At 63.5% G+C, this 20,629-nt stretch carries 24 protein-coding genes; 10 read left to right on the top strand and 14 right to left on the bottom strand.

Annotation, left to right across the window (positions count from 1 at the left end; genetic code table 11):
* Positions 1 to 7 precede the first annotated feature (7 nt).
* Entirely contained in the window at positions 8 to 1,201 is a 1,194-nt protein-coding gene (locus tag FG13_RS25370; protein WP_035825524.1) for an MFS transporter, read from the top strand.
* 7 nt (positions 1,202 to 1,208) lie between these two features.
* Here FG13_RS25370 and FG13_RS25365 read toward each other — a convergent pair whose 3' ends face one another.
* The 4 genes from FG13_RS25365 to FG13_RS25350 form a co-directional block, all read right to left on the bottom strand.
* The gene (locus tag FG13_RS25365) at positions 1,209 to 1,904 is read right to left on the bottom strand and encodes a Crp/Fnr family transcriptional regulator (RefSeq protein WP_034759676.1); all 696 of its coding nucleotides are present in this window, start codon (positions 1,902 to 1,904) and stop codon (positions 1,209 to 1,211) included.
* Between the two features lie 155 nt (positions 1,905 to 2,059).
* Positions 2,060 to 2,707, bottom strand: a complete 648-nt coding sequence (locus FG13_RS25360; RefSeq protein WP_035825522.1) for a response regulator — start codon at positions 2,705 to 2,707, stop codon at positions 2,060 to 2,062.
* A 32-nt stretch (positions 2,708 to 2,739) separates the two neighbouring features.
* Positions 2,740 to 3,972 (bottom strand): GAF domain-containing sensor histidine kinase, encoded by a 1,233-nt coding sequence (locus FG13_RS25355; protein WP_035825520.1) that lies wholly within the window; start codon positions 3,970 to 3,972, stop codon positions 2,740 to 2,742.
* A gap of 75 nt (positions 3,973 to 4,047) precedes the next feature.
* Entirely contained in the window at positions 4,048 to 4,629 is a 582-nt protein-coding gene (locus tag FG13_RS25350) for a DJ-1/PfpI family protein (RefSeq protein WP_035825518.1), read from the bottom strand.
* A 171-nt stretch (positions 4,630 to 4,800) separates the two neighbouring features.
* Between FG13_RS25350 and FG13_RS25345 the strand changes: the two genes are divergently transcribed.
* The 3 genes from FG13_RS25345 to FG13_RS25335 all read left to right on the top strand — a co-directional run bounded on the left by FG13_RS25345 (position 4,801) and on the right by FG13_RS25335 (position 6,103).
* Positions 4,801 to 5,220, top strand: coding sequence for a hypothetical protein (locus FG13_RS25345; RefSeq protein WP_035825515.1), 420 nt, complete (start codon positions 4,801 to 4,803; stop codon positions 5,218 to 5,220).
* A gap of 26 nt (positions 5,221 to 5,246) precedes the next feature.
* Positions 5,247 to 5,720 carry a host attachment protein gene (locus tag FG13_RS25340; protein WP_035825512.1) on the top strand — a complete coding sequence of 158 codons (474 nt, stop codon included), beginning with the start codon at positions 5,247 to 5,249 and terminating at the stop codon, positions 5,718 to 5,720.
* Between the two features lie 83 nt (positions 5,721 to 5,803).
* Entirely contained in the window at positions 5,804 to 6,103 is a 300-nt protein-coding gene (locus tag FG13_RS25335; RefSeq protein WP_035825510.1) for an antibiotic biosynthesis monooxygenase family protein, read from the top strand.
* A gap of 8 nt (positions 6,104 to 6,111) precedes the next feature.
* Here FG13_RS25335 and pncB read toward each other — a convergent pair whose 3' ends face one another.
* Positions 6,112 to 7,302 carry a nicotinate phosphoribosyltransferase gene (gene pncB, locus FG13_RS25330; protein ID WP_035825508.1) on the bottom strand — a complete coding sequence of 397 codons (1,191 nt, stop codon included), beginning with the start codon at positions 7,300 to 7,302 and terminating at the stop codon, positions 6,112 to 6,114.
* 79 nt (positions 7,303 to 7,381) lie between these two features.
* The gene (locus FG13_RS25325; RefSeq protein ID WP_035825506.1) at positions 7,382 to 8,245 is read right to left on the bottom strand and encodes a cysteine hydrolase; all 864 of its coding nucleotides are present in this window, start codon (positions 8,243 to 8,245) and stop codon (positions 7,382 to 7,384) included.
* A gap of 72 nt (positions 8,246 to 8,317) precedes the next feature.
* Here FG13_RS25325 and FG13_RS25320 point away from each other — a divergent pair, with 72 nt between their 5' ends.
* Positions 8,318 to 8,557, top strand: coding sequence for a TIGR02450 family Trp-rich protein (locus FG13_RS25320; RefSeq protein WP_035825504.1), 240 nt, complete (start codon positions 8,318 to 8,320; stop codon positions 8,555 to 8,557).
* Here the strand turns inward: FG13_RS25320 and FG13_RS31015 are convergent.
* The 3 genes from FG13_RS31015 to FG13_RS25310 all read right to left on the bottom strand — a co-directional run bounded on the left by FG13_RS31015 (position 8,539) and on the right by FG13_RS25310 (position 10,308).
* On the bottom strand, positions 8,539 to 8,682 hold the full coding sequence (locus tag FG13_RS31015) for a hypothetical protein (protein WP_217916871.1): 144 nt from the start codon (positions 8,680 to 8,682) through the stop codon (positions 8,539 to 8,541). The genes FG13_RS25320 and FG13_RS31015 overlap by 19 nt on opposite strands.
* A 360-nt stretch (positions 8,683 to 9,042) precedes the next feature.
* Positions 9,043 to 9,549 carry a hypothetical protein gene (locus tag FG13_RS29180; protein ID WP_161784210.1) on the bottom strand — a complete coding sequence of 169 codons (507 nt, stop codon included), beginning with the start codon at positions 9,547 to 9,549 and terminating at the stop codon, positions 9,043 to 9,045.
* Between the two features lie 153 nt (positions 9,550 to 9,702).
* On the bottom strand, positions 9,703 to 10,308 hold the full coding sequence (locus FG13_RS25310; RefSeq protein WP_035825501.1) for an FMN-dependent NADH-azoreductase: 606 nt from the start codon (positions 10,306 to 10,308) through the stop codon (positions 9,703 to 9,705).
* 135 nt (positions 10,309 to 10,443) lie between these two features.
* Between FG13_RS25310 and FG13_RS25305 the strand changes: the two genes are divergently transcribed.
* Both FG13_RS25305 and FG13_RS25300 read left to right on the top strand, forming a co-directional pair.
* Entirely contained in the window at positions 10,444 to 11,358 is a 915-nt protein-coding gene (locus tag FG13_RS25305; RefSeq protein ID WP_035825498.1) for a LysR family transcriptional regulator, read from the top strand.
* Between the two features lie 111 nt (positions 11,359 to 11,469).
* The gene (locus FG13_RS25300; protein WP_035825496.1) at positions 11,470 to 11,697 is read left to right on the top strand and encodes a hypothetical protein; all 228 of its coding nucleotides are present in this window, start codon (positions 11,470 to 11,472) and stop codon (positions 11,695 to 11,697) included.
* A gap of 3 nt (positions 11,698 to 11,700) precedes the next feature.
* Here the strand turns inward: FG13_RS25300 and FG13_RS25295 are convergent, their stop codons facing one another.
* From FG13_RS25295 to FG13_RS25275, 5 genes are all read right to left on the bottom strand, one after another.
* Complete coding sequence (locus FG13_RS25295) at positions 11,701 to 12,012, bottom strand: MerR family transcriptional regulator (RefSeq protein WP_034759737.1); 312 nt, start codon at positions 12,010 to 12,012, stop codon at positions 11,701 to 11,703.
* A 3-nt stretch (positions 12,013 to 12,015) separates the two neighbouring features.
* On the bottom strand, positions 12,016 to 12,936 hold the full coding sequence (locus tag FG13_RS25290; protein ID WP_035825494.1) for a DnaJ C-terminal domain-containing protein: 921 nt from the start codon (positions 12,934 to 12,936) through the stop codon (positions 12,016 to 12,018).
* 96 nt (positions 12,937 to 13,032) lie between these two features.
* On the bottom strand, positions 13,033 to 13,713 hold the full coding sequence (locus FG13_RS25285) for a beta/gamma crystallin-related protein (protein ID WP_035825493.1): 681 nt from the start codon (positions 13,711 to 13,713) through the stop codon (positions 13,033 to 13,035).
* 159 nt (positions 13,714 to 13,872) lie between these two features.
* Entirely contained in the window at positions 13,873 to 14,877 is a 1,005-nt protein-coding gene (locus FG13_RS29175; RefSeq protein WP_051959445.1) for a beta/gamma crystallin-related protein, read from the bottom strand.
* A 242-nt stretch (positions 14,878 to 15,119) separates the two neighbouring features.
* The gene (locus FG13_RS25275) at positions 15,120 to 15,785 is read right to left on the bottom strand and encodes a beta/gamma crystallin family protein (RefSeq protein ID WP_051959443.1); all 666 of its coding nucleotides are present in this window, start codon (positions 15,783 to 15,785) and stop codon (positions 15,120 to 15,122) included.
* Positions 15,786 to 15,974: 189 nt separating this feature from the next.
* On the opposite strand from FG13_RS25275, the gene FG13_RS25270 reads away from it, so the two are divergent.
* From FG13_RS25270 to FG13_RS25260, 3 genes are all read left to right on the top strand, one after another.
* On the top strand, positions 15,975 to 17,366 hold the full coding sequence (locus tag FG13_RS25270; RefSeq protein ID WP_035828726.1) for an MATE family efflux transporter: 1,392 nt from the start codon (positions 15,975 to 15,977) through the stop codon (positions 17,364 to 17,366).
* 20 nt (positions 17,367 to 17,386) lie between these two features.
* On the top strand, positions 17,387 to 18,226 hold the full coding sequence (locus tag FG13_RS25265; RefSeq protein WP_035825491.1) for a PhzF family phenazine biosynthesis protein: 840 nt from the start codon (positions 17,387 to 17,389) through the stop codon (positions 18,224 to 18,226).
* 191 nt (positions 18,227 to 18,417) lie between these two features.
* Positions 18,418 to 20,625 (top strand): S9 family peptidase, encoded by a 2,208-nt coding sequence (locus tag FG13_RS25260; protein WP_035825489.1) that lies wholly within the window; start codon positions 18,418 to 18,420, stop codon positions 20,623 to 20,625.
* Positions 20,626 to 20,629: the final 4 nt, after the last annotated feature.

Here is a 20,629-nt window from a genome sequence, read left to right as displayed (position 1 = left end):
ACCTCCCATGCGCGATACGACAACTCCCATCACGACAGCACTTCCTCCTACCCTCGTCTGGCTGTTTGCCACGGCGGCCGGCCTCAGCGTGGCCAATGTGTATTACGCCCAGCCCTTGCTGGCCACCCTGGCGCACGAATTCGGCATGACAGAAGCGGCCAGCGGCATGGTCATCACGGCCACGCAGATCGGCTGCGCGCTGGCCCTGCTGCTGCTCGTGCCCCTGGGCGACATGCTGAACCGGCGCCGCCTGACCTTGTTCCAGCTGGGCTTGCTGGCCATCACCCTGGTGGCGCTGGGCTGCGCCCGTTCCACGGCCGCCTTGCTGGGCGGCATGCTGATGGTCGGCTTGCTGGGCACGGCCATGACGCAGGGCTTGATCGCCTATGCGGCCAGCGCGGCGGCCAGCCATGAGCGTGGCCGCGTGGTCGGCATGGCGCAGGGCGGCGTGGTGATAGGCTTGCTGCTAGCGCGCACCCTGTCCGGCGTGGTGGCGGACCTGGCCGACTGGCGTGCCGTGTATTTTGTCTCGGCGACCATCGCTTGCGCTTTGCTGTTGCTGTTGTGGCGTAAGCTGCCGCCGGCGCAGCCATCCAGTCAACGGCTGGCGTATGGCGCCCTGCTCGCCTCGATGCTGGACATGCTGCTGCACAACAAGGTGCTGCGCGTGCGGGGCATGCTGGCCCTGCTGATGTTTGCCGTCTTCAATATTTTCTGGAGCGCCCTGGTGCTGCCCTTGACGGCGCAAGGCTATTCCCATGCGGCCATCGGCGCGTTTGGCCTGGTCGGCGTGATCGGCGCGTTGGGTGCGGCGCGCGCCGGCGCCATGGCGGACAAGGGTCGCGCGCAATGGACGACGGGCGCGGCCCTTCTGCTGTTGCTGGCCGCGTGGCTGCCACTGAGCTTTGCGGGCGCGGCCCTGTGGCCCTTAATCGTCGGCATCATCGCGCTGGACCTGGCAGGCCAGGCCATCCACGTGACGAACCAGAGCCTCATCTTCAAGGATGACAGCGACGCGCACAGCCGCCTGGTAGCGTGCTACATGCTGTTTTATGCGGTGGGAAGCGGACTTGGTGCGATTGCCGCCACCAGCGTGTATGCGCTGGCGGGCTGGCATGGGGTATGCGCGCTGGGCGCGGCGGTCAGCTTGCTCGCCCTGCTGTTCTGGCGGCTGACCTTGCCTGCTGAAAAAGCTGAGTGATCAACGCTTAATTCAGCATGGCCGTGGCGGAACCATGGCGGTAGGTTTTCAATGCATCGGGCTGGATCTGGATCAGCGAACCGCTGACTTTAATCAGGTGCAAGTCCGTCAGCTGGTGCAGCACGCGCGACAGGGTGGCGGGCGCCAGGTTCAGGAACGATGCCAACAGACTTTTCTTCAGGTCCAGTTTGACTTCGTTCGAGCGCTGCTGATCCGACGCCTGCAACAGATACTCGACCACGCGCTGGGTGGCGTTCTGCACGGAGCAGCGCTCCACGTTGCGGATGAAACCCATCAGGTGGTGCGACAGGCTGTTCATCATCTGGCGCGCGATGCGCGGCGACTGGTCCAGCAGGCGCAGCAGCGCGTGCGGCGGGATGCGCAGCAGCAAGCAGTGCTCGAGCGCTTCGGCGCAGAATGGATACGGTTCATCGAGGAAAATCATGGCTTCGCCGAAGCTCTGGCCCGGACGGATCAGTTCCAGTACCTTGTCCGTACCTTCCATGGAAAACACGCTGAGCTTGACGAGGCCGAAGACCACCACATAGGCGCCTTCCGCCACTTCGCCCTTGCGGAACAGCACTTTGCCTTTTTCCACTTCAACACGCACGACATCCTGGCGCAATTGCTCTAATTGCGAAGGGGAAATATGGCGGAACAGAGCCTGGCTCGATAGCAAGCCATCGACGTTGACCTTATGCATGACACTCTCTTATTAGATTAGCGAATGACTAAGAGTGTAATGGGCCGGCACGGTCAAGGCCATACGTCAAAGGAACTAGGGTTGTCTAGGCCGGAACGCCATGCAGATCAAACAATCGCGCATTGCTTGCGCACTATTTGCACTTTGTTTGATCTTTATTTGCTCAATTCGCGCTCGACCGCGTAGACGGCGATCTGCACGCGGCTGCTGAGCTTAAGCTTTTTGAGGATGTTTTGCACGTGGATTTTCACCGTGCTTTCGGCCACGTCGAGCTGGCGCGCGATTTCCTTGTTGCTCAGCCCTTGCGCCAGGCAGGCCATGGCTTCGCGTTCGCGCGGCGTCAGTTTGTCATAGTCTTCCTGCGGCGCGTTCTGCCCCGCGCGGAACTGCGACACGAGCTTGGCCGTCATGGCGTCGGCGATCACGGATTCGCCGGCGGCGGCGCGGCAAATGGCCTGCCCCAGCTGCTCGGCCTCGATGTTTTTCAGCAAATAGCCGCGCGCACCGGCGCGCAGGGCCGCACCGAGGTCGGCCGCGTTTTCCGACACGGTCAGCATCAGCACGACCATCTGCGGCAGGTCCTGCAAGATCAGCTGCAACGCCTCGACGCCAGTCACGCCGGGCATGTTCAAGTCCATCAGCACCACGTCGGGCCGCAGTTCGGCCGCCAGGCGCACGCCGTCGAGCCCGTTCGATGCCTCGCCCACCACCTGGAATTGAGGATTGCGCTGCAGCAGCAGCTTGACGCCGCTGCGCAGCAAGGTGTGGTCGTCGACCAGCAGGATTTTGATTGGTGCGTTCACGTGTTTGTTGCCTGATAAAGATGATTCATTTGTTACGCGGCCTGGCGCCGGGCTGCCGGCAAGGCCAGCGAGATCGTCGTGCCGCCGCCGGGCGTGCTGTCGATGGCAAATTGCGCACCGAGCCGCTCGGCTCTTTCCTGCATGATACGCAAGCCGATCTGCAATTCCGTTTTCTTGTCGCGCAGGTTGGCGGCGAAGCCTTCGCCATCGTCGCGCACCTGCAGCGCAAAATCGCGCCCGTTGTCCACGCGCAGCGCCACGTTGCTGGCCTGCGCATGCTTGCGGATATTCGACAGCGCTTCCTGCACGATGAACAATATCTGCAGTTGTTGCTCGGGAGCCAGCGGGGCGCCGTTGCCGCTCATGTCCAGTGTACCGACGACACCCGTCTGCAGCTCGAACTTGGCCAGCACTTCCGACAGCTTGCTTTCGAGGTCGCTACCATGCCAGCGCGTGCGGAAATTGACGAGCAATTCGCGCACGTCCTGGTAGCTTTGCTCGACGCCCATGCGCATCAGCGGCAACACTTCGGCCGCTTCGTCGAGCTGGCCACGGCGCACGGAATCGTCGAGCATCTGCACTTGCAGGCTGATGAAGTTCAGGCTTTGCGCAATACTGTCATGCAAGCCTTCGGCCAGCAGGCTGCGTTCGCGCGCCACGGCGAATTCCTTTTCGCGCGCGATCAGGCGCTGGTTTTCAATGGCGATGCCGAGGCTCTGGCCCAGCGTTTCCAGCCAGCCCTGCTGCTGCGCATGCACGGCTTGCGGGCGCGCAAAGTGCAGCGAAAAACTGCCGACGACTTGCTCGCGCGCAAGGATGGGGAAGACGGCGATGGCGATGAAACCTTCGTCCTGGCAACGGTAGCGCTGCAGCGCATCGACCTGGCGGAAATCGCGGATCTGGATCACGCCCTGCGCCACGGCCGCGCCGCACAGGCAATCGTTGTTGCGGATGCAGTGTTCTTCTTCCACCATGGCGTCGGAAATGCCCTCGTGCACGATGATGTGCACGGTGTCCTGCTGCGGATCGAGGATGCGCACGGTGCCGCCTTCGGCCTGCGCGAACTCCATCACATGGCGCAGGAAGCCACGGCACAGCGCATCGATGGCGTGCTGTCCCGCCAGCAAGGTGGAAATCTCGTGCAGGGTGGCCAGCTGGCGCTCCTGCGCGGCGCTCAGGCCCGATGCGGCTTGCGCCAGACGGCGCTGGCGCCAGCGCGACGCTGGAAGTTGTTTGCGGGAAGGTTGACTGCGCGGCGCATGCATGAAGAACTCGAATCTGAAAAGTGGTGCGCCTGGCAAGCGCTGCGGCCTGCCGGGCTGATAAAGGTTACAAACGGGTTACAAACGGATCTCGGTACCGAGCAGTTTGACGAACTGCGCCAGCCAGGCCGGGTGCGCAGGCCAGGCGGGCGCCGTGACGAACTGGCCATCCGTGACGGCGTCCGTGACGGCGATGTCGGCATACGTGCCGCCCGCCAGTGTCACTTCCGGCGCGCAGGCGGGATAGGCGGAAATGCGCTTGCCACGGATGACGTCGGCGGCGGCCAGCAATTGCGCGCCATGGCAGACGGCCGCGACGGGCTTGCCCGCTTCGGCGAAATGGCGCACGGCGGCGATGACGTTCTTGTTCAGGCGCAGGTATTCGGGCGCGCGGCCGCCGGCGATCATCACGGCGTCATAGTCGGCCGGGTCGATCTCGTCGAAGCTGGCGTTCAGGGTGAACAGATGGCCCGGCTTTTCCGTGTAAGTCTGGTCGCCCTCGAAATCGTGGATGGCCGTCTTGATCGTCTCGCCGCTTTTCTTGCCGGGACAAACGGCATGCACGGTATGGCCCAGCATCAGCAGGGCCTGGAACGGCACCATCGTTTCATAATCTTCTGCAAAATCGCCGGTCAAAAACAGAATTTTCTTCGCTGCCATTTAGTTCTCCTATGAAAGATTGATACCGCAAGGCGTATCTTAGCGCGACTTGGCAACCATACTGGATATTTATCAAACTTTTGCGCCTTGATCGAGGATTTTACAGGCTGAGGCAGAATTATTTGCAGCCTCGCCGGTCAAATCAAGCACACCTCCTTGAAAGGCCGGGCCATGGACAGCAGCAGCGGCAATATCCTCATACGTATCTTCGACCACTTGCCCGATGCCGAGCGCGCCCGCAACCGGCTGCTGGCCGATGGCTTTCCCGCTCACGCCGTGCAACTGGACGCGGGCGACGACGAGGCCGGCCCCGTGCAGGGCAATTTTACTGTCGGCAATCGCGACACCCTCACCAGCCGGCTGGAACGCGTGATCAATGCCCTGTTCGGCGGCGACAACCATATGTACCGGCGCAACTATGGCAAGACGGCGTTTCGCGGCATGGTGCGCCTGGTGGTGGCCACGCGCCATGCCGATGAGCAAGAGCGCGCGCACGCCATCGTGCAAGCGTGCGGCGGCAACGATATCGAACAGCGCACGGCCCGCTGCGGCCAGGACAGGCACGATGGCGTGGCGGCCCTGTCGCACTAGCCGGAGCGCACAGCAAGGAGAACGAGATGGACGTCACATGGGTGGTCGTGGCCGACAGCAGCCGCGCGCGGCTGTTTGCGCTGGGACAGCAAAACCAGCTGGGCGAGCTGCAAGACTTCGTCAATCCGGCGGGCCGTGACAACGATAACGCCTTGAACAGCGATGCCGGTGGACGCTTCGGCAGCGGCATGCGCGCCGGTACGCAAGCGGGCACGCAGGCGCACACGGCCGAGCCACAGGTGACGCCCGTCGACCATGCGAACGAACAGTTTGCCCGGCAGATCGCGCAGGTGTTGCAGCAGGGCCTGCAGCAAGGGCGCTACAGCAAGCTGTGCCTGGTCGCCGCGCCGAAGTTCCTGGGACAATTGCGTCTAAGGCTAGATGCCCAGGTGGAAAAACGGCTCAGCCATGCCCTGGCCAGGGATGTCGCCAGCATGAACGTGCCGCAACTGGAAGCCTATCTGCAGCAAGCGCTGGACAGGAACGGCGGCGGCAGCTGAATGGCAGCGGCCCCATCGCCCTCCGCAAGCAGGCACAATCTGTGGCAAGATCTGCGTTCTTTCTTTCAAAACCGGAACTTGCCATGATTTTTGAAATTGCCCACATCCAGATCAAATCGGCCACGCACGCTGCCTTCGAAGCGGCCGTGACGAAAGCCGTCCCCCTGTTCCAGCGCGCACGCGGCTGCGAGTCGATGCGCCTGGAGCGCTCGATCGAAAACGGCGACGCCTACCGTCTGGTAGTCGGCTGGACAACCCTGGAAGACCATACCGTGCATTTCCGCGGCAGCGAGGACTTCCAGGCATGGCGCGGCCTGGTCGGTGAATTTTTCGCCGCCCCACCGCAGGTCGAGCACATGGATACGGTGGTGACGGGGTTCTAGACAGGCACCTACACTGCGGGGTGGTGGAAGACCTGCCGCAAATACGCGAGGAAAGTTTCATCCTTGCACAGGGTCTTGCCCGGCGAATCCGATAATTTCGCCACGGACTGGCCATTGCAGCGCACCAGTTTCATGACGATGTTGAGCGGCGTCAAGCCGACGTCGTTGGTGAGATTGGTGCCGATGCCAAAGCCCGTCATGATGCGGTCGGCGAAGTGCTGGTACAGGGCGAAGGCCTTGTCCAGATCCAGGCCATCGGAAAACACGAGGCGCTTGGTATTGGCGTCGATGCGCAGGGCCGCGTAGTGGGCCAGCGCCTTCTCGCCCCACTCGACGGGGTCGCCCGAATCGTGGCGCAAGCCGTCGAACAGCTTGGCGAAATACAGGTCGAAGTCGGCCAGGAACGCATCCATGCCCACCACGTCCGTCAGCGCGATGCCCAGGTCGCCCCGGTATTCCTGCACCCAGTCTTCCAGTGCCGCCTTTTGAAAATCGCGCAGGCGCACGCCGAAGGACTGGAACGATTGCATGTATTCATGCGCCATGGTGCCGATCGGCACGATGCCCAGCTTTTTCGCCAGGTAGACATTCGACGTACCCTTGAAATACTCGGGCACGTCGCGCGCCAGCCGTTGCACCACCTCGTCGTGCCAGGCGCCGGAAAAACGCCGGCGCACGCCGAAGTCGGAAAATTCAAACGGATGCTTGCGCCGTGGCAGCTTGCCGAATTCCTTGACGGCTTGCACTTTCAAGCCCAGGCGGTGGCGCCCTTCGCGCATGGCGGCGTCGAGGTCGAAACGGCGGAAATACAGTTCGTTGATGATGTACAGCACGAAAATCTCAAAGCCCATCACATGCACTTGCGGCCCAGCCGCGTGCACGAGCAAGGTGTCGCCATCGGTGCTCACGTCGATGAACTTGCGCTGGAAGCGGAACACCGTCAGGAAGTCGACGAAGTCGCTCTTCATGAAGCGCAAGGTGCGCAAATAGGCCAGCTCGTCGTCGGCAAACGACATCGAGCACAGGTGGTCGAGCTGCTCTTCCAACTCGCCCTTCAGTTCGGCCAGGGGAAAGGCGGTGGCGTTGCGGCAGACAAATTCGTATTCGGTATGGGTATTCGGATGACCGTGCAGCAAGGCTTGCCACATTGTAAATTTATACAGATCGGTTTCCAGCAAACTGCGCACTATCGGGGTCATGTGTGTTTTCTCCAACTTCCTGAAGCCAGAATAGTACGCCACTGCAAGCATTTCAGCAGGGTCCGCTTGCAGGACAGCATCAATTGCCTGCATTGGCCAACAATTCAGGCAAGACGTCGGCGGACGTGGCCAGCCGCGCGCCGCGCGCATGCATGGCAGCAAGGAAGTCGCGCTGCTGCGCTGCAAAGCCCGTGACGGGGCTCATGCAGTCCGTCAGCAAGACCAGGCGCGACAGGGCCGGCTTGCCTTGCTGCGCTTCCAGATAGTCGGCGATGTGCTCGGTGCTGGCTTTCACGCAATGGCTGCCCGCTTCGCCGCAGATATAAATCTGCTGCGCCGGCAGCAGGGTGGCGAGGAAATCCAGGTTCAGCTGGGTGGCCGCATCCTGCGCATCGGGCACTTCCGCCATGACGGCCGAGTAGTGCTCGGTCCACGGATTGGAACCCTTGCTCAGCTTGGCGACCACTTGCAGGTGATCCACTTCCCAGGCATTGTAGGCGGCGCGCACGGCCGCATGGATATTTTGCCCCCAGCTGCCGATCTCGCAATGCACGGGCCACACCATCAGCTGATAGCGCCCAGCTTGCTGCAAGGCATCAAGGTAAGCCAGTGCGCGCGGCAGAGCATCACTGGCGGCGGGCAGGAACAATCGGTCGCGCACTTGCCGGGCGGTGATCTGCGTAAACGGCGGCACGGCGCCGCCATCGCCCGTGCGCCAGAAGGCCGGGTGGGCGATATCGTAGCGGTGGTGGGCGTCGAGGGTCACGCTGATTTGCGTCAGACCGCCTCCCCCTTCGCGTATCAGCTGCGCCACGCGCAGCATGTCGGCGTGGGCGCCGGGCACGGCCAGCGCCGGTGCGGCGTCTGGCGGCAGCCAGGCGAGAGGTAAATCGCAAAAATCATTTTGCGGATCGATGACGAGCAGGTGCAACTGGCGTTTCATGGCGGTCCTCGTGCGTGGCGGGAACTTGCATGATAATGGCAACATCGCCATCACGCCAATCCGGAACCCGCCATGCATCTTTCAGATCGCAATAACTTGCGTCCAAACAAATTACTCAACAGCAAATGGACGGCCGTGACACCGGCCAACAAGGAGAAGCACTTCCTCGTCATCAAGGTGTGCGCCGCGGCCACGCCGGATGAACCCGTCACGCACGTGGAGCTGGAAGCCGTACATTCGGGCAGAGTGCAGATCCTGCCCTGGCGCGCGCTGCAGGATGCGGCGCAGTGGCATCAGGGGTGGAAGACATAACGGCGCTGGCGCCGCTCGACCAGCTGCAATGCCACCTCGGCCGCTTCGCTGACGGCTTCGGCTTCCGTCGCGAACGGATGGTCGGCCAGCACGCGGTGCTTTTTGACGATATTGTTCCTGTGCATGGGATTGCTCGATGGGGTGTACAGGGACACATAGGCGCCCCACAGTTTGCAACCGCGTAAGGGTTCCGCCGTGTAATTTATTTCATACGTATCAACGTACTTTATCGGCACGATGTTTGCTCCAAAAATGACATCCCCGGGTAGCCTGTCTCAACGGCCCTACCCGGCGTAGGGTTGGAATACATGCAATCGCGCTTGCTCAGGATACTCACCTACTTATCTGCTTTTTATTACGCGGCACAGGGAAAAACTGGAACACCTGCCTCACCTTGAGACATGGCGGCGCGCCCACTGAAAGTATAGACGATGCGAAAAAATTATGAGGAGGCAACTCTGTACTGAACGCCGCAGGCGCCTGCCCTATTTCGCCGCCTCGGCGGCGGCATGCATGGACCAGACGACGCTGAGGATTTTCCATTGACCATCGCGCTTGACCATCTGCCACGCTTCCACGCCATAGTTGGACAATTTATCGCCGACGAGAAATTCGTAGTCGAAGTTGACCCACGCCACATGGCGGTCCTGGGTGATCTTGACGTTGTAGAATTTTTCTTCCGTGCGCAGGGGTTCGCGCTTGATGTAGTTGGCGAAGCCGACGTAGCCGGCCGCCGCGACGCCGTCGAAGTGGACGTCCATCGTGTCGCGCATTTTCTGGATGAAAGCGTCATCGGCCGGCGAGGCGAACAGGATGTTCGTGTGCAGCAGCAGCGACGACAGCAGCTTGACGTCCTTGGCGATCAGGGCCGCCTGGAAGTCGGCGACGACTTTTTCGATGGCGCGGATATCCTCGGGCGTGGAGGCATGGCGGCCCACGTGGGGCGGCGCCACCGGTGCCGTTTGCGCCAGCGCAATGCCTGCTGAAAACAAAGAACATCCGAACAGTACTGCGCTGGCCAACTTGTGCATGAGGGACTTTCATGGCGAACGGCTCGCCGGGCTGGCACTGGGCGTGCCGCCGGCAAGCTTATGCCAACCATATTAGATTGGCAATCCCCCATTGGAACTAGAGCGTCACCAAACTCAGGCCGCCAGGGCTTCGATCGACGCGCGTCCCTTGGCGATCGCGCTGGTGACGGCGTCCTCGCCCATGGCCACGCCTTCGGCTTGCACGAACTCGATGTCGGTGATGCCGATGAAGCCCAGCGCCGTGCGCAGATAGGTGCTCAGGTAGTCATACGCGGCGCCCGGGCCTTCGCTGTAGACGCCGCCGCTGGCCGTGAAAATCACCGCTTTCTTGCCCGTGGCCAGGCCGACCGGGCCCGTCGCCGTGTACTGGAAAGTGCGGCCGGCACGCGCCACGTGGTCGATCCACGCCTTCAAGGTCGATGGCACGGAAAAGTTATACATGGGCGCGGCCAGCACCAGCACGTCGGCGGCCAGCAATTCATCGACCAGGGTATCGGACAATTGCACGGCCGCTGCCGCCTGCGCGCTGCGCTGCTCGGCCGGCGTGAAGAACGCGCCCATCACCTCTTCCGTCAGGTGCGGCACCGGTTGCGCGGCCAGGTCGCGCACGACGATGGTGTCGCCTTGCGCGGCCAGTTTGGCGACGAATTCGCCCGACAACTGGCGCGACAGGGAACCGCTGTTGCGCACGCTGCTATTGATGTGTAGTACGTTTGCCATGATGCACTCCTTCAAGAACGATAGATGGGGGGTGCGGCGTTTGCTGCACTTGCACACATCATAGTTCGGGTCTACTATCGATGAAACCGTGTAAATATAAATGATTAGCATCGAATTTCTAGATATGGAGCCAGCATGAGAGAACCGGGCCAGCCTTCGCTCGACCAGTTGCGCGTGTTCGTCGCCGTCATCGACGCGGGCGGCTTTGCCCACGCGGCGCGCCAGCTGCACCGCACGCAGTCGGTGATCAGCTACACCATCGCCAACCTGGAAGAACAACTGAATGTGGTGCTGCTCGACCGTGGCAAGCGCAAGCCCACCCTGACGGACGCGGGCAAGGCCTTGCTGGCCGACGCGCGCGCCGTGGCCTTGAAGGTCGACGGCATGCGCGCGCGCGCCAAGGCGCTGGCCGGCGGGCTGGAAGCGGAAGTGTCGGTGGTGGTCGACGTGATGTTTCCCACCTGCGTGCTGGTGCGCGTGCTCGAGGCGTTCCAGGCGCAGTTCCCCACCGTCGCCCTGCGCTTGCGCATCGAAGCGATGGGCGCCGTGGCGCAGCTGGTGATGGATGGCAGCTGCCACATCGGCCTCGGTGGCTGGATGACGTCCACTGCCAGCGTCTTCGAGCGCCTGGCCGTCGGCCACGTGCGCCTGATTCCCGTGGCCGCCCCCAGCCACGCGCTGGCGCAGCTGGCCGGGCCAATCGCATCGAACGTGGCGCGCGAACACGTACAGCTGGTGCTCAGCGACCGCAGCGTGCTGACGCAGGGCCAGGATTTCGGCGTGCTGGGATTGCGCAACTGGCGCCTGGGCGACCTCGGCTCCAAGCACGCGCTGCTGCGCGCGGGCCTTGGCTGGGGCAATATGCCCGAGGCGATGGTGCGCGACGACCTGGAAGCAGGTCGCCTGGTGCACCTGCCGCTGGCCGTCGACAATGGCGAGAATTACCCAATTTATCTGATCCAGCGCGCCGACACGCCGCCGGGGCAGGCAGGCAAGTGGCTGACGGAGCGGTTTGCGGAGCAGTTGCCGTTGCTGGTGCAGGGCTTCTAGAAAAAGTGGGCCACAGGTATGATTAGCCCCCCAACGGCAGACACTGGGGTCGGACCCTGAGGGTCCGACCCCGGCCTTACTTGGGTCAACTTTCAATGACAAGGATTTACCATGGCCGGCATCGACGACTTCGTCAACAAACAAAAACCTGGCGCGCGCTTCGTCATCACGGCGCAGATGCTGCGCATGACGCCGCAGCAATTTGATTCACTGGCGCAGGAATGGATGGAAGACGGCGGCCCCGGCTTCGACGTGGCCGGCATCCCGCACCGGGTCGTCGTCGACGGGCAGTTTTATATCGGCAGGCTCACCGTGCAGCGGCACGGCGAGCCTGAGTAAAAGCTACTCCACGCCCAGCACGTGCAGGCGGCGCCGCAAACGCGCCACTTCCTCCGACAGATCGACCACCAGCGCGGCCAGCTCCGCATTCGCGTCGAACACGGATTCGATTTCATGCAGGCGGCGCGCGCGCACCAGATCCAGGCTGGTGAAGCGCCAAGCCGTGAGCTGGCCCGCCGGGGGGCCGTCCTGCAGCAGTACGCCCGTCTGCACGTGCTGCACCACCCAGTCCGGCTCCACGGCGCAGGCGCGCGCCAGTTCTTCCAGGCTCAGGGCACGGTCTTCCAGCAATTCGCCAATTACCTTGTTTGTCATGATTTACCCTCCCAGCTTCTGGCGCGGATTGAAAGCCATTTCGCGCGCCATGGTTGCATACAGTTCGCGCGCCTTGTCGTCGTTCGCCGGCGGCAGCACCACTTCCAGCAGCAGATACAGGTCGCCCGGCTGGGCGGCGGGGATGCCGCGTCCCTTCAGGCGCAGCTTGCGCCCCGTCTGCGAATTGGGCGGCACGGTGACGGACACCGTGCCCGATGGCGTGGGCACGTCGATTGCGCCGCCCAGCGCCGCTTCCCATGGCGTCACGGGTACCGTCTCGAACACGTCGCGCCCCTCCACCTTGTAGCGCGCATCGGGCCGGAAGCGGATCTCCAGGTACAGATCGCCGGCCGGCGCGCCGCCGCTGCCCGGATTGCCCTGCCCCTTCATGCGCAGCTGCTGTCCTTCCGTGACGCCTTTCGGTATCGTCACTTCCAGGGTGCGTTCGCGCGTCAGCACATGGCCTTGCGCATCCGCTTCGGGCACGCGCATGACGATGTGGCGCCTGGCGCCCTGGAAGCTGTCCTGCAGATCGATGGTGATGGCGGCGTGACTATCCTCGCCCTGCATCTGGAAAGTGCTGTTGGCGCGGCGCCGCCCGCCCACGTGGGCGAACAGGTCGGCAAAGAAGTCGCTGTCGTCGGCGCCCGACGATTCGTAGCCCGCCCCCCAGTCCGGCGGTGGGCGGAATGGCTGGCCCTGCGCGCCCTGGTTACGCCCCAGTTCATCGTAGGCGGCGCGCTTTTCCGCGTCGCCCAGCACGCCGTAAGCTTCGTTGAGGGCTTTGGTGCGCTTGTCGGCGTCCGGTTCCTTGCTGACGTCGGGATGGTATTTGCGCACCAGCTTGCGGTACGCCTTCTTGATCTCGGCCTCGGTCGCCGTCTTCTCGACGCCAAGTTCCTTGTAGTAGTCCTTGTATTCCACCGTGCCTGCTCCCCATGGTTGAACTGCCTGTGGGAAGAGTACACGAATTGGGCGCTGGACAGCGTGTGCACAATACAGCGCTGCCCGGCGGCGGAATCAGCGCACGCGGCGCAGCGAGGAAATGCGGCGGTCGAGGCCACCGTGCAGGCGACCGTAGCTGCCCGGACCCATCACCACGCAGCGGCCGCGGAAGTTGGCGTCGACGCAGAATTCCCAACGGCCGTAATTGACGACGAGCGATTCGGCACGGTCGTTGAAACCATAGCGGTTCAAGTCGTGCACCTCGCGGTCCAGGCGCACGGGCCGGCCGCGCATGCCGGCATCGGGGAACAGCAGCACGGCGCCATTCATGTCGGGACGGTGGCCGCCGCCGTGGCCGGGGTAACCGGGATGAGGACGTTCCGGCTCCGGACGCGGCGGGCGTGGCGGGTAGGGACGGTGATCGCCGCCGCCATGGCCCGGGCGGCCCACTTCGCGCACGGAGGAAACGGCGTCGTTCATGCCCGGCATGGTGTCGTAGCGGCCCGGCCCCAGAGTGCGGCAGTTGCCCCGGTAATTGGCGTCCTTGCATACTTCCCAGGTACCCGAGCGCACGATGATGCTCGACGTCTTGTCGTTAAAGCCCATGCGCGACAACTCTGCCGCATCGGAATGCAGGGTGACGGGGCGGCCGCGGAACCCGGCGTCCTGGAACAGGGTGATTTCGCCCGCCGATGCGGCAAGCGGGGCGAGGAAAGTGGCGGCGCACAGCAGCGCGGGGCGGAAAGATCGAACCATGACAACTCCAATACTGAGACATTTTCGCCAGTGTAGTCCAGGCGGCAGGCGGCGAGTGTAACAAAGGGCAAGCAAATGTCATCACACGGCTGGGAATGTAAAAAACCGCCTGGCGGGTATTCCCGGCAGGCGGCCTGTCAACACTGAATCAGGAAGGAATCAGCGCACGCGGCGCAGCGAGGAAATCTGGTTTTCCATGGCGTTCAGTCGGCCATACTCGCCCGGCCCGATCACTTCGCAGCGGCCACGGAAGTTCGAATCGCTGCACACTTCCCACTGGCCTTCATTGACGATGATGGACGAGGCGCGGTCGTTGAAGTTGTAGCGCACCAGGTCTTCCGCGTTGCGCTCCAGCGCCAGCGGTTCGCCGCGCATGCCCGCCTCGGGGAACAGCAGCACGGCGCCGCGCTGCTGGTACTGCGGCTGCTGGTATTGCGGCTGTTGATATTGCGGGTACGGCTGCTCGTACTGCGGCCGCTGGTACTGGTTATCGTACTGCTGCTGGCGGCGCGCTTCGCGCTCGTCGACCATGCGCGCCGACGACACGCGCCCGTCAAGACCGCGCCCCAGGTCGTCGTGGCGGCCGGGGCCGAAAATGCGGCAAGTGCCCTGGTAGTTTGAGTCGCTGCACAGCTGCCAGTAGCCGTTATGGATGACGATGCTCGTGGTGCGGTCATTGAAACCGATGCCGACGAAATCGTCCGTATCGCGGTTCAGGCGCGCCGAGCCGCCATTCTGGCCCGCGCCCGAATACACTTCCAGGCTGCCGCCACGGCCATAGCCGCCATTGCCACGGTCCGGATCGCGCCCCGAGCGTCCCGGATTGTAGCCATCGCCGCGCCCCGTTTCGCGCACTGAACTGATGGCGTCATTCATGCCAGGCATCGAGGCGTACTCGCCCGGCCCCAGGGTCTTGCACCTGCCGCGGAAGCCGGCATCGGTACAGACATCCCAGGTTCCTGAACGCACCACGATGCTCGACACCTTGTCGTTGAAGCCCTGGGGCGACAGGTTATCCGCCGTTTCGCGCAGGGTCACGGCGCGGCCACGGAAATTGTCATCCTGGAACAGGGTGATCTCGCCCGCATGGGCGGCCGCATGGCCCCCCAGCGAGAGCAGCAAGGTCGCCGCGCATGCCAGCGTGTGTTTGAGAGGGCCCGTCATGATTAACTCCATTCTTCATTCTTTGGTGATGATTTGCCTGGCCAAAACGCCAGGATGCCATTGTAACAAGCGCCCTCCCCCACGGAGGGTCGCTCAAGACAAATGATCGACATGACAACTGATGCCAGTGTAACCATCCGCAGAAAAAAACGGTGTAACAAAGTATGGGAAAAGCACAATAAATTGTTACTAAAAGCAATAGCCGGCCCCGGCAGGGACCGGCTACGCTTGCCAGTCTGGCGTCAGCGCACTTCGCGCACCGACGAGATGCGGTTGCTCATGCGTTCCAGGCTCGCGTATTCACCGGGTTCCAGGGTGCGGCAACGGCCGCGGAAGCCCACGTCCTCGCACACTTCCCAATAGCCGGAGCGCACGCGCACGCTTTGCACCGTGTCGTTGAAATCGCGCTCGCGCAAGTCGGCTGAAGAGTTGCGCACGCTCAAGCTGCGGCCGGCGAAATCGTCGCGCGTGTAAAAGGTCAGTTCGCCACCCAGCGAGCGCCCTGGCAAATGGCCATGCTCGCGGTCGCGTTCCCAGCGGCCGTCCCGATCTCGCCCACGGTCGCGATCGCGGCCCGGATGCCCACCCCAGCCGCCGCGCACTTCGCGCAGCGAGGTGATCTTGTTGGCGCGTTCATCGAGCGACGGATACTCGCCCGCCTCGAGCAGGAAGCAATCGCCGCGGAAATCGGCTTCCTCGCACGCTTCCCAGCGGCCCGAGCGCACGCGGATGCTTTGCGTCGTATCGTTGAAACGGACGTCTTCCAGGTCGGCGACCGTATCGCGCACGGTCTGCGAGCGGCCGTGATAATCGTCGCGCGAATACAGGGTCAGTTCGCCGGCGCCGGCCAGTTCGGCCGTCATGGCGGCGCCCAGCAACAGGGCGCAGTTCAGGGTGTGTCTCAGCATGGTCTTGCTCCATAGTCAGGATAGTACGGTGTGACTATTTGGTCATCTTGCCAAATAGAGCACGCAGTCTAGCCGCGACTGGCCCATTTAGCTGTAACAAATGATTACCGCGCCCCGCCCCTCGGGGCGCCACGGCGGACAAGCACGGCGAATGCCGGTAGAATCTTGTGTTTCGTCAAGCTTGCCGCCATGCCACACACCACCTCGTTCACCCTGCCTGCCATTCGCACTGAAGTCTCATCGCTGTGGAAGCTGGCCTGGCCCATCCTGATCGGCCAGCTGGCCACCGTCGGCATGGGCGCGGCCGACGTGGCGATGACGGGGCATACGAATCCCGAGGAACTGGCGGCCGTCTCGCTGGGCGCGGCCATCTGGTCCATCGTGCTCGTCACCGTGAGCGGCATCATGATGGCGATCAATACGCTGGTCGCGCATGAAATCGGCGCCGCGCGCCACGACAAGGTGCCGCGCATCGTGCGCCAGTCGCTGTGGAAGGCGCTGCTCGTGGGCCTGGTGGCTTGCCTGCTGACGAACATGGCGGCGCTGGTGTTCGACCACCTGATGCTGGAACCGGCCGTCGCATCCAAGGCCAAGCTGTTCGTGCACATCATCAGCTGCGCGCTGCCGCCGTTCGCCGCCTACCGCGCGCTGTACGGCTACAGCACCAGCATCAACCAGACCAAGCCCGTGATGGTGATCGCGCTGGCCGCGCTGGGCCTCAATATCCTCGTCAACTATCTGCTGATCTACGGCCACTGGGGCATGCCGAAGATGGGCGGCGTGGGCTGCGCCGTGGCCACCACCTGCTGCGTGTGGATGATGCTGCTGGCCATGCTGGCCTGGATCAAAATCGCGCCCGCCTACCGCGCCACGTATCCGTTTACGCACTGGGAAGGGCCGCAGCTGTCGTCCATCGGCCCCATGCTGCGCCTGGGCCTGCCCATCGGCGTGACCTACTTTGCCGAAGTGAGCGCCTTTGGTGTCATCAGCCTGCTGGTGGCGCGCTTCGGCGTGATCCAGGTGTCGGCGCACCAGATCGCCCTGAATTTCTCGTCCGTCGTCTTCATGGTGCCGCTCACCTTTGGTATCGCGCTCGTCACGCGCGTGGGCCATGCCGTGGGCGAAGCCAATTTGCGCAAGGCCCGCTTCATTTCATGGGTAGGCGTGGCCATGTCGCTGACGGCGGCCATCGTCTCGGCCACCGTCATCACCGTCTTCCGCCACCAGATCGCGCAAGCCTATACGTCCGACCCGCAGGTGCAGGCGCTGTGTGCGCAGCTGCTGCTGTTCGCCGCCCTGTTCCAGCTGTCCGACGCGACGCAGGTGGCCACGTCCTGCGCCATCCGCGGCTACAAGGTGACGCGCCAGCCGATGCTGATACAGCTGCTGGCCTTCTGGGGCTTCTCGCTGCCGATCGGCTACGTGCTGGGCCTCGCGCCGCAAGGCTTCATCTGGTCGCCGGCCGAGCCGATGGCCGCCGCCGGCTTCTGGATCGGCCTGGTGACTGGCTTGACGGTGGCGGCAGTGCTGCTGACCTGGTATTTGAACCGGCTGTCGCTGCAGCGCCTGCGCGCCGCCTGACCCTCCTGCAAGGAACAGCCATGCCACAACCGCGCCCCTTCAAGCAAGTCGATGTCTTCAGCAGCGTGCCCTTCCAGGGCAATCCGCTGGCGGTGGTGCTCGACGCCGACGGCCTGGATGACGCGCAGATGCAGGCGATTGCGCGCTGGACCGGCCTGTCGGAAACCACCTTCGTGCTGGCGGCGCGCGACCCCGCCGCCGACTACCGCGTGCGTATCTTTTCGCCCGAGACGGAATTCCCGTTTGCCGGCCACCCGACCCTGGGCACGGCGCACGCCCTGCTCGATGCGGGCCTGCAGCCGAAAGGCGCGCGCATCGTGCAGGAATGCGGCGTCGGCCTGGTGCACATTGAACAGCAGGCGGGCGGCGTGCTGGCGTTCCAGGCGCCGCCCTGCACGGCGCGCGCGCTCGAACCCACTCTGCTGCCCCTGCTGCAAACAGCGCTGGCCGGCACGCCAGCCGCTGCCGGCACCGTCGTCGACATGGGCATCCGCTGGCTGTGCGTGCCGCTGGCAAGCGCCGCCGTATGCATGGCCGTACGCACCGATATCGCCGCGCTGACGGCCTTGCTGGCCGCCTCCGGGACCGATGGCCTGGCGCTGTACGGCCCGCACGCAGCAGGCGGACCGGCCGACTACGAAGTGCGCGCGCTGCTCAGCGAACATGGCGCGCTGGTGGAAGACCCCGTCACGGGCAGCGCCAATGCCTGCATCGCGCAGCTGCTGGCCGGTGGCGACTACAGCGTCCGCCAGGGCAGCTGCCTGCAACGCGACGGCCGCGTATCCGTCCGCTTCCGCGATGGCCAAGCCTGGATAGGCGGCGCGTGCCTGACCGTGATCGCAGGGTCGATATTGGCCTGAACCGTATAAAGCGCCATGGAATGGGTGGCTATCGGATATTTCCAGCGAAGGAAATACGGCCAGTACGCCCATATTCCGTGGCCGGGGCTATCGCATAAACATGCATGCTCTGGTATCGTCTTACGCTTAGGCAACGCTCAAGTTCGCCTTTGCATGCAGTGCCCTTCATCCTTCCAACTACCGAGACATCCATGCGTTTTATTCTTTGTTTTCTGGCCGCGATGGCCAGCGTTCCCGCATCGGCTGAAAAGCTGACCCTGGAACGCATTCACGCCGATCCGGCGCTGGCCGGCCCCGGCGTGCGCAACCTGAAGGTCTCGCCCGATGGCGAGCGAGTCACGTTCCTGCGCGGCCGCGCGGACAACCAGTTCCAGCTCGACCTGTGGGAATTCAAGCTGAAGGACAAGAGCACGCACCGCCTGATCGACTCGAAGGCGCTGGTGCCGAATGAAACGATTTCGCCCGAAGAGCAGGCGCGCCGCGAACGCGAGCGCACGGCCAGCCTGAACGGCATTCTCAGCTACAGCTGGTCGCCCGATGGCAAGCAGCTGCTGGTGCCGCTGGCCGGCAATCTGTATCTGGTCGACGCGGCCCATCCGGACAAGGCGCGCCTGGTCGCCAAGGGCAATGTGCTCGATCCGAAAATCTCGCCGAAAGGCCGCTACGTCTCGTTCGTGCGCGACCAGAATATCTATGTGATCGACCTGAAGTCGGGCCAGGAACGCCAGCTGACGACCGATGGCAAGGGCACCATCCGCAACGGCGAAGCCGAATTCGTGGCGCAGGAAGAAATGGGCCAGCGCACCGGCTACTACTGGGCCCCTGACGATTCCGCCATCGCGTATAAACGCTATGACGAGGCGCCCGTGCCCGTCGTGCGCCGCTTTGAAATCTTCGCCGACCGCACCGACGTCGTCGAGCAGCGCTACCCTGCCGCCGGCGACCCGAACGTGCTGGTGCAGCTGCTGATCGTCTCGCCGGAAACGGGCGCGCAGCGCCAGGTGGAGCTGGGCACGAACCCGGACATCTACCTGGTGCGCGCCGACTGGAGCGCGGACAGCAAGTCGCTCGTGTACCAGCGCCAGTCGCGCGACCAGAAGACCCTCGACCTGGTGGCCGTCGATGCAAGCACGCTGGCGCAGCGCACCCTGCTGACGGAAACGTCGACAACCTGGGTCAGCATCCATGACGACCTGCGCTTCCTGTCGAACGGCACCTTCCTGTGGTCGTCCGAGCGCACGGGCCGCAACCATCTGTATTTGTACGACATGAGCGGCAAGCTGCTGCACCCGGTCACTTCCGGCGCATGGGGCATCGACGGCGTGCTGGCCGTGAACCAGAAGACGGGTAAAGTGTTCGTCGCGTCGAACCGCGACGCCGTCATCGACAAGCAAACTTACGCCCTGGCCCTCGATGGCAGCACGGCCGACAAACCGCAACGCGTGACGAAAGCCGATGGCTGGCACGACACGACGTTCTCGCGCAATGGCGAAGTCTTCGTCGACACGTATTCCGACCCGGCCACGCCGCCGCAAGTGAGCATCCGCCGCCCGGACGGCGCCATGGTGGGCTGGCTGGAAGAAAACGCGCTGAACGCCAGCCACCCGTACGCCAAATACAAGGCGGACCACCTGCCGACCGAGTACGGCACCCTGAAGGCCAACGATGGCCAGACGCTGTACTACTCCATCGTCAAGCCATCGAACTTCGACGCAAGCAAGCGCTATCCCGTCTACCTGTCGACGTACGGCGGCCCGCACTCGCAGCACGTGGCGCGCCGCTGGGGCAACAACTTCGACCAGTACATGGCGCAGCAGGGCTTCGTCGTCTTCCGCCTCGATAACCGCGGTTCGTCGCGCCGCGAGCGCGCGTTCACGGACGCCATCTACCATAATCTGGGCGCGGCCGAAGTGGCCGACCAGCTGGTCGGCATCGACTGGCTGGGCAAGCAAAGCTTCGTCGACCCGAAACGCATTGGCGTGTTCGGCTGGAGCTACGGCGGCTTCATGACCTTGCGCTTGCTGTCGGCTGCGTCCGACAAGATCGCCATGGGCGTGTCGGTGGCGCCCGTCACCGACTGGTCGCTGTACGACACCCACTACACGGAACAATTCCTCGGCATGCCGAAGGAAAACGTCGATGGCTACAAGGCCAGCACCGTGTTCGCCCACCTCGACGGCTTGAAGTCGCCGCTGCTGCTGGTGCACGGCATGGCCGACGACAACGTCTTGTTCAGCAACAGCACGCGATTGATCGACGCGCTGGTGAACCGCGGCGTGCAGTTCGACCTGATGACGTACCCGGGCGCCAAGCACGGCATCTCGTCGCGCGCGGGCCAGCGCCACGTGTACAAGAAAATTGAAATGTTCTTCAAGCAGAACCTGGGCGTCGCGAAGTAAAGCG

The sequence above is a fragment of the Janthinobacterium sp. RA13 genome, from assembly GCF_000745325.1.
Lineage (GTDB): Bacteria > Pseudomonadota > Gammaproteobacteria > Burkholderiales > Burkholderiaceae_D > Janthinobacterium > Janthinobacterium rivuli.
This window is presented reverse-complemented; position numbering and strand designations above follow the sequence as displayed.